General features: G+C 69.7%; 17 protein-coding genes and 1 tRNA gene. 7 read left to right on the top strand and 11 right to left on the bottom strand.

Features of this window, described 5'->3' with window-relative positions; translation table 11 throughout:
- Positions 1 to 1665 (bottom strand): alpha-amylase family protein, encoded by a 1665-nt coding sequence (locus E4V99_RS17625; protein ID WP_135118064.1) that lies wholly within the window; start codon positions 1663 to 1665, stop codon positions 1 to 3.
- Positions 1662 to 2627 carry a TIGR03885 family FMN-dependent LLM class oxidoreductase gene (locus E4V99_RS17620; RefSeq protein WP_135118063.1) on the bottom strand — a complete coding sequence of 322 codons (966 nt, stop codon included), beginning with the start codon at positions 2625 to 2627 and terminating at the stop codon, positions 1662 to 1664. The genes E4V99_RS17625 and E4V99_RS17620 overlap by 4 nt, the downstream gene beginning before the upstream one ends.
- 103 nt (positions 2628 to 2730) lie before the next feature.
- On the opposite strand from E4V99_RS17620, the gene E4V99_RS17615 reads away from it, so the two are divergent.
- A complete protein-coding gene (locus E4V99_RS17615) occupies positions 2731 to 3621 on the top strand; it encodes a hypothetical protein (RefSeq protein ID WP_135118062.1) in 891 nt (296 codons plus the stop codon).
- 24 nt (positions 3622 to 3645) lie between these two features.
- Here E4V99_RS17615 and E4V99_RS17610 read toward each other — a convergent pair whose 3' ends face one another.
- A complete protein-coding gene (locus E4V99_RS17610; protein WP_135118061.1) occupies positions 3646 to 4449 on the bottom strand; it encodes an MOSC domain-containing protein in 804 nt (267 codons plus the stop codon).
- A gap of 317 nt (positions 4450 to 4766) precedes the next feature.
- Between E4V99_RS17610 and bla the strand changes: the two genes are divergently transcribed.
- The gene (bla, locus tag E4V99_RS17605) at positions 4767 to 5678 is read left to right on the top strand and encodes a class A beta-lactamase (RefSeq protein WP_209305652.1); all 912 of its coding nucleotides are present in this window, start codon (positions 4767 to 4769) and stop codon (positions 5676 to 5678) included.
- Positions 5679 to 5755: 77 nt separating this feature from the next.
- Here bla and E4V99_RS17600 read toward each other — a convergent pair whose 3' ends face one another.
- Genes E4V99_RS17600 through E4V99_RS17590 form a run of 3 tightly spaced genes read right to left on the bottom strand, consistent with a single transcriptional unit; the run spans position 5756 to position 8082 of the window.
- On the bottom strand, positions 5756 to 6571 hold the full coding sequence (locus E4V99_RS17600) for a MetQ/NlpA family ABC transporter substrate-binding protein (protein WP_135068220.1): 816 nt from the start codon (positions 6569 to 6571) through the stop codon (positions 5756 to 5758).
- A gap of 42 nt (positions 6572 to 6613) precedes the next feature.
- Positions 6614 to 7285 carry a methionine ABC transporter permease gene (locus E4V99_RS17595; RefSeq protein WP_240742698.1) on the bottom strand — a complete coding sequence of 224 codons (672 nt, stop codon included), beginning with the start codon at positions 7283 to 7285 and terminating at the stop codon, positions 6614 to 6616.
- On the bottom strand, positions 7282 to 8082 hold the full coding sequence (locus E4V99_RS17590; RefSeq protein WP_245233238.1) for an ATP-binding cassette domain-containing protein: 801 nt from the start codon (positions 8080 to 8082) through the stop codon (positions 7282 to 7284). The genes E4V99_RS17595 and E4V99_RS17590 overlap by 4 nt, the downstream gene beginning before the upstream one ends.
- A 51-nt stretch (positions 8083 to 8133) precedes the next feature.
- On the opposite strand from E4V99_RS17590, the gene E4V99_RS17585 reads away from it, so the two are divergent.
- The 3 genes from E4V99_RS17585 (at position 8134) to E4V99_RS17575 (ending at position 9617) form a co-directional block, all read left to right on the top strand.
- Complete coding sequence (locus E4V99_RS17585) at positions 8134 to 8550, top strand: OsmC family protein (protein ID WP_135118060.1); 417 nt, start codon at positions 8134 to 8136, stop codon at positions 8548 to 8550.
- A 77-nt stretch (positions 8551 to 8627) separates the two neighbouring features.
- A complete protein-coding gene (locus E4V99_RS17580; protein ID WP_135118059.1) occupies positions 8628 to 8960 on the top strand; it encodes a nuclear transport factor 2 family protein in 333 nt (110 codons plus the stop codon).
- A 150-nt stretch (positions 8961 to 9110) separates the two neighbouring features.
- Positions 9111 to 9617, top strand: coding sequence for a 2'-5' RNA ligase family protein (locus tag E4V99_RS17575; RefSeq protein WP_187270406.1), 507 nt, complete (start codon positions 9111 to 9113; stop codon positions 9615 to 9617).
- A gap of 38 nt (positions 9618 to 9655) precedes the next feature.
- Here E4V99_RS17575 and E4V99_RS17570 read toward each other — a convergent pair.
- Positions 9656 to 9728: transfer RNA gene (locus E4V99_RS17570), tRNA-Lys, on the bottom strand.
- A gap of 75 nt (positions 9729 to 9803) precedes the next feature.
- On the opposite strand from E4V99_RS17570, the gene E4V99_RS17565 reads away from it, so the two are divergent.
- Positions 9804 to 10442: a DNA-directed RNA polymerase subunit beta gene (locus E4V99_RS17565; RefSeq protein ID WP_135068212.1), complete on the top strand. Its 639-nt coding sequence runs from the start codon at positions 9804 to 9806 to the stop codon at positions 10440 to 10442.
- A 175-nt stretch (positions 10443 to 10617) separates the two neighbouring features.
- A complete protein-coding gene (locus tag E4V99_RS17560) occupies positions 10618 to 11502 on the top strand; it encodes an aminodeoxychorismate lyase (protein WP_135068210.1) in 885 nt (294 codons plus the stop codon).
- A gap of 8 nt (positions 11503 to 11510) precedes the next feature.
- Here E4V99_RS17560 and pstB read toward each other — a convergent pair whose 3' ends face one another.
- The 4 genes from pstB to E4V99_RS17540 all read right to left on the bottom strand — a co-directional run bounded on the left by pstB (position 11511) and on the right by E4V99_RS17540 (position 15545).
- Complete coding sequence (gene pstB, locus E4V99_RS17555; RefSeq protein ID WP_135068208.1) at positions 11511 to 12290, bottom strand: phosphate ABC transporter ATP-binding protein PstB; 780 nt, start codon at positions 12288 to 12290, stop codon at positions 11511 to 11513.
- 29 nt (positions 12291 to 12319) lie between these two features.
- On the bottom strand, positions 12320 to 13414 hold the full coding sequence (gene pstA, locus E4V99_RS17550) for a phosphate ABC transporter permease PstA (protein WP_135118058.1): 1095 nt from the start codon (positions 13412 to 13414) through the stop codon (positions 12320 to 12322).
- A gap of 1 nt (position 13415) precedes the next feature.
- Positions 13416 to 14369, bottom strand: coding sequence for a phosphate ABC transporter permease subunit PstC (gene pstC, locus E4V99_RS17545; protein ID WP_135068204.1), 954 nt, complete (start codon positions 14367 to 14369; stop codon positions 13416 to 13418).
- A gap of 78 nt (positions 14370 to 14447) precedes the next feature.
- Positions 14448 to 15545 carry a phosphate ABC transporter substrate-binding protein PstS gene (locus E4V99_RS17540; protein ID WP_135118057.1) on the bottom strand — a complete coding sequence of 366 codons (1098 nt, stop codon included), beginning with the start codon at positions 15543 to 15545 and terminating at the stop codon, positions 14448 to 14450.
- Positions 15546 to 15660: the final 115 nt, after the last annotated feature.

Here is a 15660-nt window from a genome sequence, read left to right as displayed (position 1 = left end):
TCAGGTGACCCGGCCGTCCCCGGGCCGCGAGACCCGCAGCCAGCGGTAGCCGTACGCCGCGACCTCCAGTTCGACCGCCCCGCGGGTCCCGAGGGGCAGGCGGTCGGCGGCCAACAGGTCGACCAGGACCGTGCCCTCCGGCTCGTCCGGCAGCGCGAACGCGAGCGTGGCGGGGGTACCCGTGAAATTGTGGATCGCGACCATTCGCCCGACGTCCGCACGCAGGGAGTGCACGAGGATGCCGGGGACCTCGTGCTCCAGCACCTCGAACTCGCCCCATCCCAGTTCGGGGGAGATACGGTAGCGGCTCGTCAGGTTGCGGAAGAAGTGCAGGAGAGAGTCGGAGTCCTCCAGCTGGTCGGCGACGTTCACGTGGGCCGGCGCGTACCCGTCGCCGGGCGGCGCGGCGATCAGACGCGACGGAGGGGCGGTGGAGAACCCGCCGTTGCGATCCGGTGACCACTGCATCGGCGTGCGGACGGCGTGACGCTTGTCGAGCTCGGCGTTCTCGCCCATGCCGATCTCCTCGCCGTAGAACAGCACGGGCGTGCCGGGCAGGGTGAACAGCAGGCTGTACGCCATGCGGATGCGGCGCGGATCGCCGTCGAGCATCGTCGGCAGGCGCTTGGTGATGCCCCGCCCGTAGACCTGCTGGTTCTCGTCGGGCGCGAGCGCGTCGAACACCTCCTGGCGCTCGTCGTCGGTGAGCTGGTCGAGGGTGAGCTCGTCGTGGTTGCGGAGGAAGTTCGCCCACTGCGCTTCCACCGGCAGCGCGGGCCGGGACGACAGGGCAGCCGCCAGCGGAGCGGGGTCACCGCGCACGAGCGAGAGGTAGAACGCCTGCATCCCCGCGAAGTCGAACTGCATCGTGAGCTCTTGCCCGTCGTCGGTTCCGAAGTAGGCGGCCTGCTGGTCGTACGGCAGGTTCACCTCCCCGAGCAGGACCGCTTCGCTCGAGCGACGCTGCAGGAACCGGCGGATGTCGCGGAGCATGTCGTGCGGGTCACCCATCTGCTCGCCCGCGGGCACTTCGAGGAAGAACGGCACCGCGTCCACGCGGAAGCCGGTGATGCCCAACTGGAGCCAGAATCCGATCGCCTTGGCGATCTCGTCCCGCACGGCGGGGTTGGCGATGTTGAGGTCGGGCTGGTGCGGGTAGAAGCTGTGCAGGTACCACTCGCCCGACTTCTCGTCCTTCTCCCACAGCCCGTCGGCCTCACCCGGGAACACGGGGTTCTTCTCGCCCTTCGGGGGCGGATCGGAGCGCCACACGTAGTAGTCGCGGTAGGGCGAGGACGTGCTGCGCTTGGCGGCCTGGAACCACGGATGCCGGTCGGAGGTGTGGTTGACGACCAGATCGACGATGACGCGCATGCCGCGGTCGCGAGCGGTGCGGATGACCTCGACCAGATCGCCGTGGGTGCCCAGGCGTGGGTCGACGCCGTAGAAGTCGGTGACGTCGTATCCGTCGTCGCGGTCGGGGGTCGGATAGAACGGCATGAGCCACACGCACGTGACCCCGAGCTGCGAGAGGTAGTCGATGCGGGAGGCGAGCCCCTGCAGGTCGCCTACCCCGTCGCCGTCGGAGTCCCGGAAGGTCTCGACGTCGAGGCAGTAGATGACCGCGGATTTCCACCACAGATCGCTCGTGTCGGTGATCCTCACAGCAGCTCCCTCAGTCGCGGCAGCAGCCGTTTCCGCGCCGCCTGCAGGAACGGCGCCTGGTCCTTGCCGACGTGGTGCAGGTACACGCGGTCGAAACCGATCCGCGCGTGCTCCGCGATCCGCTCGGCCAGCTCTTCGAGGTCGGCGGAGATGAACAGCGCCTCCCGCAGCTCGTGGTCCTCCGGCTGGCCGGCGACGGCGTCGAACTGCTCGGGCTGTTCGATGTTCCACGCCTCCGGCGGTCCGACGACCCCGTTGCTCCATTGGTCGCGCGCGATGGCGAGGGCCTCGGCATCCGTCTCGGCCCAGCTCAGGTGCACCTGCAGGATGCAGGGACCGGCGCCGCCGGCCGACCGGTACGCCGACACGACGTCGTGCAGCGCGTCGGGCGGCTGCAGGACCGTGGCCAGCCCGTCGGCCCAGGATGCGGCCCACCCGGCCGTCTCAGGGCTCACGGCCGTCGCGAACAGGGGAGGAGGCGTCTCCGGGAGGGTCCACAGGCGCGCCTCGTGGACGCGCACGAGGCCGTCGTGATCGACCATGTCGCCGTTCAGCAGCCGCCGGATGACCGAGACGCTCTCGGCAAGCCGCTCGTTGCGCTCGTGCTTGGGCGGCCACGGCTCACCCGTGACATGCTCGTTCATCGCTTCGCCGCTGCCGAGGGCGGCCCAGAAGCGGCCGGGGAACATCTCCTCCAGCGTCGCGTAGGCCTGGGCGACCACGACGGGGTGGTAGCGCTGACCGGGTGCGTTGACGAATCCGATGGAGAAGTCGGTACGCGCCAGGGCGGCACCGAGCCAGCTCAGCGCGAAGCCCGACTCGCCTTGCCGCACACCCCACGGGGCGACATGGTCGGAGCACATCGCGCCGTCGAACCCGGCGGCTTCGGCCGCCACGACGTCGTCGAGGAGGCGGCTGGGTGGAATCTGTTCATGCGAGGCGTGGAATCCGAGGAACACCATCCCCCGAGTCTTGCGGGCGATCCGCCCTTTGTGAACGAGTTGCCCCGAGCGCTTGTGTGCGATATCCGGCATATAGGACTGGTCGCCTGTGATACTGAGTGCCATGAGGGCACCCCACCTGATCACCGCAGGGATCATCGTCGCCACCGCGCTTGCCGTTCCGACATCGGCGGTGGCCGCCCCCGCCCCGCCGCCGGCGGAGTTTCTCACGGAGGGCGAGGTGGAGTTGCACACCGCCACCGAGAGCGACGACGATTTCGATCCGGGCACCGTGTATTGGGAGGTGCAGCTCCAGTGGAGCGACGGCATCCCCGCGTACGTCGCCACCTGGGAGCGTTCGGCGGGCACGTGGGCGTCGGTGGATGAGGTGAAGGCGCATTTCGCCGCCGCCGGCGCTGTCGACACGATCACCGAGAGCCGCCAGTGCCAGCTGTCCCGCATTCGGGAGATCGCCGCGGGAACGTCGTCTTACGAGGAGTTCCATGCGCTGTCGGGCGTCTCCGGCGAGGGCTGGCAACTCGCCCCCGACACCTGGAAGGAGATCAACGAGGCGTGCGCCTACGAGTATGAGAAAGACTGGGAATGGGCGTGGGAGCGCACCCCGTCGGTGCGCGACGAGGACACCGGGATCGCGACCGTACGGATCCCCATCGACGTGATGGGGCCCGGCGAGCATGAGCTGTTCGCCATGTCCTACGGGTTCTCGTACGAGCCCTCCGCTGACCTGGATGAGCTCTGCCGCATCCACACGTGGCCGGACGGACACTGGGCGAGCCGGACGTGCCGGTTCGAGTGGCGGGAGCCGGCGACGACCACCGTGATCGTGCCCGAGCCGCCGAGCGCGGCGCCCACGGACGCTCCAGCGGCGGACGCGCAGGAGTCGTCGGCCGGTCTGTCGGTGACGCCCGTGCTGGTGGGCGCCGGAGTCGGTCTCGTGGTCGTGGTCGGCGTGGCCGTCCTCATCGTCGTCATGCGGCGACGCACCCGGTCCTAGACCGCGAAGCCCGGACGTGGCGGCTCACCGCGTGCTGTCGAGGGTGACCGCATCACCGACGCGCACGGTACCGCCGCCCTCGAGAGGGAGCAGCAGAACGCCGAGGGTGGCCTCGTCCTGCGCGAACTGCGTCGTGAGGATGCGGAGGAGGCGCGCGTCGCGCTCGCCGGTGTCGGGGTTGGCCATGATCGCCGCGCAGCGTCCGATGGGCCGCTGCACCTCGAACCACACCTCGCCGATCCGCACCCGCCCGGCCCAGCTGAGCTCCTCCCACGGGGCCGTGCCGCCGATCACGGTGTTGGAGCGGAACCGGCGGTCATCCACCGGCGCCGGCACCGCCGCGTCCACCGCCTCGACCGACGCCGCCCCGTGCAGGGAGACGAACCCGGCCGGGCGGTCCTGGAACCTCGACGTGACCCCGTCGCCGACGAGGCGCAGGGGCAGGACGCCGTCGCCGGCCAGGCGCCGGGCATCGGAGGTCTCAGCGAGGAAAGACGTGATCGCCTCCTCGAGCTCGCGGCGCCCCGCCGGGTCGAGCCCCGCGTCGGCCACCACGCGTTCACCGACCGACAGCCGCACGCGCAACCCGACGTGGTCGAACGTCAACCGCAGCCGCGCCAGGGAGGGGAACTCCATGAGCGCGAGCCCGCGGTCTTTCGGCCAGTACTCCCGCCCGTCCCGCATCTCGGGTTCGGATGCGGTGGCGAAGCGGAAGGCGAGCACGCGGTCACCGGCGATCCGCCCGTCGGCCTGGACGACGAGCTCGTCCCGTCGCTCGGGGGTGAAGCCTTTCACCGGGTAGCGGTAGAGGGCGGCGACGGTGGGCACGCCTCATCCTCTCAACTGCGACCCGGAACCCCGCGGATCGCGCGCGAAGCGGATCCCGAACGCGCTTCGCCGAGTCGGCATCCGCCTATCCCGGCGGCGTGCCCTGCCAGTAGCCTTGTCGGATTCCTTGCTTCGCCGTGCATGTCACGTGCGGTGAAAGTGTCAGTCAATCGCTGGTCTGGGTCGGCCAGATCCAGGTGGATCGCGGCGCTCCGGCGCCGAACGGAGGGCGGGCGAAGCGCCACGTGAACCACATGCATGCGCGCTCGAGGCGGCAGGCGCGCCGCGTTCTGTCCGGCGGACCCCGCTGGCATCACTTGATCATCCTGATCCTGCTCGTGCCGAACCTCCTGCTGAGCTGCTCGTCCATGCCCGCGGTGGAGAAGAGCCCGCCCGTCGACGCGCCGAGCTCGCCGCGTCCCGCCGAGGGGTCGGCCGAGCAACCCGATCCGGTCGATCTGACGTTGGAATTGGCAGCGCTGGAGGCCGCTCATGGTGGACGCCTCGGGGTGTTCGCCGTGGACGTCGCGTCGGGGGGATTCGTGGCGTACCGGGAAGACGAACGCTTCGCGTACGCCTCGGCCATCAAAGCGCTCCTCGTCGCCGCGGTGCTCCGGAAGATCCCCGATCTGGAACGCGTCGTGGTCTTCTCCGAGGAGGAGTTGGTGTTCCAGTCCCCGGTGACGCAGCAGCACGCCGGTACCGGCCTGACGATCCGGCGCCTCTGTGAAGCCGCGCTGCGCGACAGCGACAATACGGCCGCCAACCTGCTCCTCGAAGAGCTCGGCGGCCCGGCAGGATTCGAGATCGCCCTCAGGGAGATGGGCGATCACACCACAATGCCGGCACGATTCGAAACCGACCTCAACTCCGCGACTCCCGGAGACGATCGCGATACGAGCACACCCCGCGCCCTTGCCCGATCACTGCGAAGCGTCATCGCCGAGGATCTCCTCCCCGATGGCCGTGCGACGCTTCTCATCGAGTGGATGAGTGGCAACGCCACAGGCGATACGCTCATCCGCTCCGGCGCCCCACCGGATTGGCTGGTGGCAGACAAGTCGGGAACGGGCGGCTACGGCACGCGCAATGACCTCGCCGTCGTGTGGCCTCCAGGAGCCGGCCCGATCTTCATCGCCGTGATGACGACGAGCGAATCGAAGGAGGCCGCCCCCGCCGATTCGCTCGTCGCTCGTGCCGCAGCGCTCGCCTTGGCAGCGCTCGGGTAGTCACGCGCCCGGGGAGGCGCCGCCGGTCACGGCCCACGCGACCCCCACGTCGTCATCCGTTCACCCGTGCACAGACCTCAGAAGGCGACCTCGATGGTGGCGTTGGACTCGATCACGTCGCGGACGGCGTCGCTCGTGAACGCCTTCGTCAGCGCGGCCGTCGCATCCGAGCCTTCGTCCTCCTCGCGGACGACGAGGTTGAGCGCGAAGGTGTCGTCGAGCTCGGTGAGGAGGCCGTCGTCCTGCGGGGTGAGTCCGAGAGCGGCGATGTGGGAGGGCCACTGGAAGACGAGGTCGGCCTCGTCGTACGCGGCGTTGAGCGAGTTGATCGGCACCTGCAGGAACTCCAGCTCGTGCGGGTTGTCCACGATGTCGGTCACGGTCGCCTCGTACGGGTCGACCGCGGCATCCAGCGTGATGATGCCCTCCTCGGCCAGCAGCTTGAGCGCCCGCCCGGTGTTCGACGGGTCATCCGGGATCGCCACCGTGGCGCCGGCGGGCAGCTCGGCGATATCGGTGAGCGTCTTGGAGTAGAACGCGATGACGAAGTTGTACACCGGCTGCACGCCCACGAGCGTCCCGTCATTGCCGGCGTTGAATGCTTCCATGTACGGCACGTGCTGCGAGAAGTTCGCGTACACGTCTCCGTCGTTGAGGATCGTGTTGGCCGTGACGTAGTCGGAGACCTCGACGAGCTCGATCTCGTACCCGTCCTCGATGGCGTCCGCGGCCGCTTCGACCACGTCGGTCATCGGCGACGTGACCGCGGCGACCTGGAGCGTGAGCGGAGCGGCGTCATCGCCCGCCGCATCCTCGCCGCCGGACGCGCAGCCGGCGAGGACCAGCACCGCTCCCAGTGCGGATGCGACGATGCTGACTCGAGACGATCTCATGTGTTCCTTCTTTCCTGGGGTGGCTCGGTGGCGGGAGGGGGATCAGCGATGATCCAGCCGCACGGAGGTGCGATGGCCGAGGGCCTGGATGGCGAGCACGCACGTGATGATGAGAACGATCGTGAGATACATGAGGCCGTCGTTGTACTCCTGGTAGCCGTAGCGCATCGCGAAGTCGCCGATCCCGCCGCCGCCGACGACGCCGAGGACGGTGGAGTAGGACAGCAGGCTGATCGCGGCGGAGGTCAGGGCGTAGACCAGCCCTGATCGCGCCTCGGGCAGCAGCACGCGGAACACCGCCCGTGGCACCGTGGCGCCCATCGCCACCGCGACGCGCGAGATGCCCGGCGGGATCTCGCGGAGGATCTGCTCCACCAGGCGCGCGTATATGGCCACCGCCACGAAGCACAGCGGCAGGGTCGCGGCCTGCGTGCCGAAGCTCGTGCCGATCACGAAGCGGGTGAAGGGGATGAGGAAGACCACCAGGAGCAGGAAGGGGAAGGAGCGGACGATGTTGATGTACATGTTCGCGACCGACCACACCGCCCGGTTCTCCGCGATGCCGCCGCGCTGGGTGAGGAAGACGACCATCCCCAGCGGCAACCCGATCAGGACGGCGGCCAGGAGCGAGACCAGCAGCATGTACCCGGTCTCGCCCAGGGCCTCCAGCATGTCGCCGCCGTACTCGGAGAGCAGTTCGGTCACCGCGTTCACGGCATCAGCTCCCGCTTGACCTGCTCGTAGTACGTCGGCAGGCTGCGGTAGTCGCTCTTGACCACAGGGATCAGCTCGCGCAGCCGGCCCCGCTCCAGCAGCGCTGCGCGGTCGCAGATCGCCTTGACGACGTCGAGGTCGTGCGTGATGACGACCACGGTGGTGCCGAGCTTGTCGCGGGCATCCGAGAGCACCCGCAGGATCTCCGACGTGGTCGAGGCATCCAGCGACGACGTCGGCTCGTCGCACAGCAGGACCGCGGGCCGCGCGACCAGGGCTCGGGCGAGGCCGACGCGCTGGCGCTCGCCGCCGCTGAGCTGTGCCGGGAAGGAGTCGGCCCGGTGCGACAGCCCCACGAAGGCGAGGATCTCGTCGACGGCGCTGCGCTCTTCGGCGCGGCTGAGTACCGCCCCGTCGGTTCGCCGTGCCAGGTGCAGGGGGAGGGCGACATTGGCCCGCACCGTGCGGTTGCTGAGGAGATGGATGCCCTGGAACACGACGCCGATGCGCTGCCGCAGTCGGCGCAACCCACGGCGGCCCAGTCGGGTGACGTCCACGCCCTGCACCGTGAGGGAGCCGGAGGTCGGAGCGGTGAGCCCGTTGATGAGTTCGAGGAGCGTGGTCTTGCCGGCGCCACTCTCGCCGATCACCCCGAAGATCTCGCCTTGACGGATGCTGAGGCTGATGCCGTCCAGCGCCGCGCGTGTGCCGGGGTCTGCGTCGTGGCGCTTGGTGACGTCTTGGAACTCCACGATCGCGGTGCCGGTAGAGACCATCGCGTCGCGTCGTCCTTTCACGTCCGGATACTCCGGAGAAGTTTCTGTATCGCGTCCAACTATACTTCCCCTGTGAGTGCGAGGTACCGGACGGCCGCCGTCAACCGCGATGGTGGGGACGGCGTCAGCAGCGTGATCGGCGGACTCGAGGTGCCGGTGTCCTCACCGCTCGCGCGGGACTTCGACGCCACCGCATCCAACCCGGAGCAGTTGCTCGCCCTGGCGTGGGTGACGTGCCTGAACGCGACGGCGCAGGCGGTGGTCGCGGGGGAGCGGCGCACGGTGGTGCGCGTGGAGGTGGAGCTGCATCCCGCCGCCGCGCGCTCCGGGTACGAGTTCCACGTCGACGCGTACCTCTCGGCGGAGGGCGCCTCGATCGAGGAGACCGCGGAGATCTTGACTGCCGCCCACGCGCGCTGCCCGGTGTCGAAGCTGCTGGCGGCAGCATCCACCGTCCACGTGCACCCGGAGGAGTACCGCGCAGGCTGACCCGTCATCCCCTGGACAGCTGGGCCGGTGTGCGCTTTCCTGACGCGTGCAGGACAAACCGCACGACGAGGGGCGCCATGACCGATCCGACCGCACTGCCCGACGCCATCCGCACGTTCGTCGACGCGACCAACGCCGCCGACACGGAGCGGTTCGTCGCCGCCTTCGCTGCCGACGCCCGTCTGAACGACTGGGGTCGTGAATTCCGCGGACACGAAGGCATCCGCTCGTGGAACAGCACCGACAACATCGGCGTCCAGGCCCACTTCGAGGTGGTCGACGTCGCCGCCGGTGAGCACCCGGACACGTACGTCGTGACCCTCGCCGTGACCGGGAACGGCTATAACGGCACGGGGCCGATGCGGTTCCACGTCCACGACGGGCTGATCGCCGACGTCGACATCTCCTGAGGCGGCGTCCGCTATCGGGCGGTGGCATCCCAGGCAGAGACAGGGGCGGCGCGGGGGAGGTGACCGGCTCCGGTGAAGCGTTGCGCATCGGGGAGCGCGTTCGACGGCTCCTCGCAGCCCGGACCGCGGCGTCGGGGGATGCTGGAAGGTATGCGCGACATCGTCAGCATCGAGCTGCTGCTGGATCCGGCATCGGAGGCGGCCGTGCGCGCGGATTGGCAGGCCCTCGCCGCCGCGGGCCTGTCGAGCGCGGGGCGGAACCCGTCGCCGAGCAATCGCCCGCACGTGACGCTTCTCGTGAGGCCCGCGCTCGAGCCGGTGGAATTCGACGAGGCGGTGAGTCGCCTGCCGGTGCCGGTCGTGCTCGGTGAGCCGATCGTCTTCCGGCACGGGGACCGGGGCGTGCTCGCGCGACGTGTCGAGCCGACGTCGGAGCTGCTCGAGCTGCATCTGTCGGTGCATGCGGCTGCACCGCCGGGGCCGGACGCGCGCCACACCCGGCCCGGAGAATGGACGCCGCATGTCACCCTCGCACGTCGCCTGCGGCTGGACGCCGTGGAGTCGGCGCTGAGAACCCTGGGCCCGCAGCGCAGTGGCGAGGGCGTGGCGCTTCGTCGCTGGGACGCCGCGCGCGCCGAGGTCACCCCCATCGGCTAGGCCGCCGACGGGGACGCTCTGACATGAACGGGATGCGGTGGGCCCCGTGGGGCTCGAACCCACGACCCGCGGATTAAAAGTCCGATGCTCTACCGACTGAGCTAGAGGCCCTCGACATCCAGCCTACTGGCCCCGGCGGCCCCGCACGGCGGGCGCCGCCCTTGAACCCGCGGGTAGCCTGGATCGATGACTGATTCGCCCCGGGACTTCCACAAGCCGGTGCGGCGACCGGCGGAACTGTTCGACCGGATCTTCGCTGCGGACGACCCCGCGGAGGTGTCGCGCGTCGCGCACAGCACCGCGCAGGCGCTGCTCTCGCGAGTCCGCGAAGACCCGTCGGCGGATGTGGTCGAGAGGCTCGTCTCGTTCACAGACGAGAACGGCATCGACGACATCGCGGAGCTGTGGTCGCGCTCGCCCGCCCGCACACTGCCGGGCGCCCTGTGGCGGCTGTACCTGCTGCAGCTGATGATCCACGACGACCCGCAGACCGCCGCCCTCCTGTACGAACGCGGCCGCGGGGAGATCGCGTCGGCGGATCCGGTCGTGGCGGGCGCACCGACGCCGGCGAGCCCGGAGGAGCTCGTCACGCTCATCGACGCGATCCTGCGCGGAGTGTTCGACGGCGACTTCGCGGTGGCGCTGGATCGCGCGGCGGCGTTCTGCCGCGTGCAGGCATCGGGGGCGACACATCTCGCCGACGACTACGAGCACACCGAGTCCGATCGTGCGTCGGCTCTGACCACGCGCGCCCTGCGGCTCTCGACCTATGCCGGCGACCTGTCGACGTGCGCGACGCTGTGGCGCCGCGAGTCGCTGGCCTGACGCATCCGCCCGCGGGCAAAAAAGTGCCGGGCCGCAGAACGCCTCTCGGCGCGAGGCCGCTCTCGGCGGCAAAAGATGGAGCCCGGGGTTACTGCGGCCCGGCTATCAGAGTCTAACGGGTCGACGCGGCGGGTATTCCCGTTCCGGCAGGGTTCGGCGCCCGTAGGCTCGGGGCATGGCATGGCGCTACGCACTCGTGATCGACCCGGCGGCCGCGGATGACGCGCGCACCGACTTCGCCGACACCCTGACCGAGATCGATCCGGCCGCCCCTGCGCTGAGCGTGGGGGAGCTGTCCACGCAGCGCGGCGACGGCATCTTCGAATCCATCGGCGTCGTGGACGGTCACCCGCAGGAGACGAACGCCCACCTCGAGCGGCTCGCCCACTCCGCCCGCCTGTGCGACCTACCCGCGCCGCACCTCGAGCAGTGGCGTCAGGCCATCGCCCGGGTGGCGGATGCGGCGGAGCCGGGGGAGAGCGTCATCAAGCTCATCCTCAGCCGCGGCGTGGAGCACGGGCCGACCCCGACGGCGTGGGTGACGCTCGCGCCGGCGCCCGACAACACGCGCGCCCGGGAGCACGGCATCCGTGTCGTGACCCTCGACCGCGGCATGGACAGCGGCGCCCCCGCCCGCGCGCCGTGGCTGCTCCTCGGGGCCAAGACGCTGTCGTACGCGGTGAACATGGCCGCGATCCGGGAGGCCAAGCGCCGCGGCGCCGACGACGCGCTGTTCGTCACGAGCGACGGGCTCGTCCTGGAGGGGCCGACGTCCTCCGTGCTGCTGCGCTTCGGCGATCGCTTCGTCACGCCCGAGCCGGGCTCGGGCATCCTCCACGGCACCACGCAGGTGAGCCTGTTCGATCACCTCGCCGAGCGCGGTTTCGCGACCGCTTACGAGGAGCTCCCCGTGACGGCCCTGGCCGAGGCGGATGCCGCGTGGCTGGTGTCCAGCGTGCGCCTGGCCGCGCCGGTCTCGGCGATCGACGACCGCGAGCTTCCGATCGACGCCGAGTTCACCGCATCCCTCAACCGCTACCTGCTGTCCCCGCGCGACTGACGGGCGGCTCAGCCGAAGCGGCCGGAGACGTAGTCCTCGGTCGCCTGCACGGACGGCGTGGTGAAGATGGTCGCTGTGTCGTCGTACTCGATGAGCTTGCCGGGCTTGCCGGTGCCGGCGATGTTGAAGAACGCCGTCTTGTCCGACACCCGCGAGGCCTGCTGCATGTTGTGCGTGACGATGACGACGGTGTAGTCGCTCTTCAGTTCGGCGATGAGCTCCTCGATGGCGTACGTGGAGATCGGATCCAGTGCCGAGCACGGCTCGTCCATGAGGATGACCTGCGGCGACACGGCGATCGCGCGGGCGATGCACAGACGCTGCTGCTGGCCACCCGACAGACCGGAGCCGGGCTTGTCGAGGCGGTCTTTGACCTCGTTCCACAGGTTGGCCCCGCGCAGTGACTTCTCGACGAGGTCATCCGCGTCCGACTTGGAGATGCGGCGGTTGTTGAGCTTGACCCCGGCCAGCACGTTCTCGCGGATCGACATGGTGGGGAAGGGGTTCGGCCGCTGGAAGACCATCCCGACCTGGCGGCGCACGAGCACGGGGTCAACCCCGGGACCGTACAGGTCGTCGCCGTCCAGCAGCACCTCGCCCTCGACGCGGGCACCGGGGATGACTTCGTGCATGCGGTTCAGCGTCCGCAGGAAGGTGGACTTGCCGCAGCCGGAGGGGCCGATGAAAGCGGTGACGCTGCGGGGCTCGATCTGGAGGGTCACGCCCTCCACGGCGAGGAAGTCGCCGTAGTAGACGTTGAGGTCGTGGACGTCGATGCTCTTGGACACGGGTCTTCTTTCGGGTGTGAGCGGCCGGGTCAGCGGCCGGTCTTGGGGGCGAACACTCGCGCGATCGTGCGTGCGACGAGGTTCAGCACCATGACAATGACGATGAGGGTGAGGGCCGCAGCCCACGCGCGGCCGATGTATGCCTCGGCGGGTATGCCCTGGTTCATGTACTGCGTGTACGTGAACACCGGCAGGGTCTGCATGCGGCCGTCGAAGAGGTCGTAGTTCACGGAAGAGGTGAATCCGGCGGTGATCAGAAGTGGCGCGGTCTCCCCGATGACGCGGGAGATCGACAGCATGATGCCGGTGGTGATGCCCGCGATCGCCGTCGGAAGCACGACCTTGGCGATCGTGAGCCACTTCGGCACGCCCAGGGCGTACGCCGCCTCACGCAGCTCGTTCGGCACCAGGCGCAGCATCTCCTCCGTCGAGCGGACGACCACGGGGATCATGAGCACGGCCAGGGCGACCGACCCGATGATCCCCAGCCGCACTCCGGGACCGAGGAACAGGGCGAACAGCGCGTACGCGAACAGGCCGGCGACGATGGAGGGGATGCCGGTCATCACGTCGACGAGGAACGTGATGCCCCGCGCGAGGCGATTGTTCTGCCCGTACTCGATGAGGTAGATCGCGGTGAACAGGCCGATCGGGATGGAGATCACGGCCGCCGCGAGGGTGATCAGCACGGTGCCGACGATGGCGTGCACCGCGCCGCCGCCCTCGCCGACGACGTTGCGCATCGACCACGTGAAGAACTCGGCGTTCCAGTGCGGGGCGCCCAGGCTGATGACCGTGATCGCCACCGACACCAGCGGCACCATCGCGATCAGGAAGGCCACGGTGACCACGCCGGTGATGAGCCGGTCGACAGCCTTCCGCCGGCCTTCGATGATCGCGGAGATCGTGAAGATCAGGGCCAGGTAGACGATCGCACCGACGACGGCCCATCCGCCGAGGTTGAACGGGCTGCCCGACGACACGGCCGTCACGCCGAAGACGGCGGCGGATGCGGCGAGGGATCCGGCCAGCAGCGCCCACGGCGCCCACCGGGCCAGGTGTCCGCTGGTCAGGCGCGGGCTCGGTTCGACGACGGTGGTCGGGGGAGTCAGTGTCGCGGTCATGTCAGTTCGCCCCCGAGAATTCCTTGCGCCGGCTCACGATGTAGCGAGCGAGCGCGTTCACGCCGAACGTCACCACGAACAGGATGAGGCCGGTCGCGATGAGCACGTTGATGTTGAGGCCGTACGCCTCGGGGAAGCTGAGGGCGATGTTGGCGGCGATGGTGTTGGGGTTGTCGGGCGTGAAGAGCTTGAAGCTGATGCCGCCGGAGACCGACAGCACCATGGCGACGGCCATCGTCTCGCCGAGGGCGCGCCCCAGGCCCAGCATCGCCGCCGAGACGATGCCGCTGCGGGCGAAGGGGAACACCGCCATCCGGATCATCTCCCAGCGGGTCGACCCCAGCGCCAGCGCCGCTTCTTCGTGCAGCTTGGGGGTCTGCAGGAAGATCTCCCGGCAGATCGCGGTGATGATCGGGGTGACCATGACCGCCAGCACGACGGCGGCGGTGAACACCGTGCGCCCGGTGCTGGAGACCGGCCCCGCGAACAGCGGGAACCAGCCCGCGTTGTCGACCAGCCACGTGTAGATCGGCTGCACGGCGGGCGCCAGCACGCCGATGCCCCACAGCCCGAAGACCACGGAGGGGACGGCGGCAAGCAGGTCGACGACGTAGCCGAGCGCCTGCGCGAGGCGGCGCGGGGCATAGTGCGAGATGAACAGCGCGACGCCGAGGGACAGCGGGACGGCCATGATGAGGGCCAGCGTGGCGGCCCACACCGTGCCGAACACGAGAGGCCCGACGTACGCCCAGAAATTGGACGGCAGGATCGACGCGTCGGCGTCGGTGGCGAACAGCGCGGGGAGCGACTGGACGATGAGGAAGATGGCGACGGCGGCGAGGGTGACCAGGATCATCGAGCCGGCGAACAGCGCCGTGCCCGAGAACCAGCGGTCACCGCGGCGCACCGTCCCCTTCGGGGCCCCGGTGCGGGTGACCTCGGGTGTGGTGGTCATGGAGTCGATTCTGTGGGAAGGAGTCGGGATCCGCACGAAGGCCCGGTCCGGCCGGAGCCGGGCCGGGCCCGTCGGCGGTTACTGGATGGCGTCGATGGCGGTGCTCACCTGCTCGCGCAGGGCATCGGAGATGGGTGCGCTGCCGGCCGCCTCGGCCGCCGCATCCTGGCCCTCGGGGCTCGCGACGTACTCGAACAGCGCCTTCACGAGCGCGGCGGTGGCGTCGTCCTGGTAGTCGGCGCAGCCGACCATGTAGCTCACGAGCACGATGGGGTAGACGCCCGCGGCGGTGGTCGTGCGATCCAGGGCGATCGCGATGTCGGTGTCCGCGCGGCCCTCCTCCTCGGGGGAGGCGTCGACGACGGCAGCGGCGGCCTCGGGGGAGTAGGGCACGAACTCCTCGCCCACCTTGATGGCGACGGTGCCGAGGTCACCGGCTCGTGACGCGTCAGCGTAGCCGATCGTGCCCTGGCCGCCTTCGACCGCGGAGATGACCCCCGAGGTCCCCTGAGCCGCTTCGCCTCCGCGCAGCGGCCAGACTCCGTCGGGCTCGCTGGTCCACACATCCGGCGCGGCCTGGAACAGGTAGTCGGTGAAGTTCTCGGTGGTGCCGGAGTCGTCGGACCGGTGCACCGGGGTGATGTCGGTGGCGGGGAGCGTGACCCCGTCGTTCAGAGCCGCGATCGCAGGGTCGTTCCACGTCGTGATGGTGCCGGCGAACATACCCGCCAGCGTGGTCGCGTCGAGGTTCAACGTGTCGATTCCCTCGAGGTTGAACACGACGGCGATGGGGGAGATGTAGGTGGGCAGTTCGACGATGTCCGAACCCTCCACGCACGCGTCGAACGGACCCGCCTCGATCTCCTCGACTGTGAACGGACGGTCCGAACCGGCGAACTGGAACGCACCGGCCTGGAACGACTCACGGCCGGTGCCCGAGCCGGCCGGGTCGTAGTCGATCGTGAGGTCGGGGTTGGCGCCCTGCAGGCCGGCCGTCCAGGTCTGCACCGCGACCTCCTGCGACGACGCACCGCCGCCGACGAGGGTGCCCGACAGGCCGTCGTCTGCGGCAGGAGCAGCGCTGCCGCCGGACTGTTCGTTGACGGCGCACCCGGTGAGGGCGAGGGCCGCCGCCGCGGCGACGGCGCCCAGCCGGGCGAAACGAGTGATCTTCACGATGCGGATCCTTCGGCTTCAGAGATGGGCCCGGGACCGGGCACGCCTCGACGGTAGACACGATGCCTTACCGGACGCCGCAGCGCAGGTGAACGGAAGGTGAACGGGGACCGGC

The sequence above is a fragment of the Microbacterium sp. dk485 genome (genome assembly GCF_004570445.1).
Classification (GTDB): Bacteria; Actinomycetota; Actinomycetes; order Actinomycetales; family Microbacteriaceae; genus Microbacterium; species Microbacterium wangchenii.
This window is presented reverse-complemented; position numbering and strand designations above follow the sequence as displayed.

What these genes read in the sequence shown, in the direction of transcription:
- pstA (WP_135118058.1), bottom strand. Translation starts at nt 13,414, where the DNA reads ATGACCGCGACACTGACTCCCCCGACCACCGTCGTCGAACCGAGCCCG.
- E4V99_RS17575 (WP_187270406.1), top strand. Translation starts at nt 9,111, where the DNA reads ATGCGCGACATCGTCAGCATCGAGCTGCTGCTGGATCCGGCATCGGAG.
- E4V99_RS17615 (WP_135118062.1), top strand. Translation starts at nt 2,731, where the DNA reads ATGAGGGCACCCCACCTGATCACCGCAGGGATCATCGTCGCCACCGCG.
- pstC (WP_135068204.1), bottom strand. Translation starts at nt 14,369, where the DNA reads ATGACCACCACACCCGAGGTCACCCGCACCGGGGCCCCGAAGGGGACG.
- E4V99_RS17580 (WP_135118059.1), top strand. Translation starts at nt 8,628, where the DNA reads ATGACCGATCCGACCGCACTGCCCGACGCCATCCGCACGTTCGTCGAC.
- E4V99_RS17600 (WP_135068220.1), bottom strand. Translation starts at nt 6,571, where the DNA reads ATGAGATCGTCTCGAGTCAGCATCGTCGCATCCGCACTGGGAGCGGTG.
- E4V99_RS17620 (WP_135118063.1), bottom strand. Translation starts at nt 2,627, where the DNA reads ATGGTGTTCCTCGGATTCCACGCCTCGCATGAACAGATTCCACCCAGC.
- E4V99_RS17560 (WP_135068210.1), top strand. Translation starts at nt 10,618, where the DNA reads ATGGCATGGCGCTACGCACTCGTGATCGACCCGGCGGCCGCGGATGAC.
- E4V99_RS17565 (WP_135068212.1), top strand. Translation starts at nt 9,804, where the DNA reads ATGACTGATTCGCCCCGGGACTTCCACAAGCCGGTGCGGCGACCGGCG.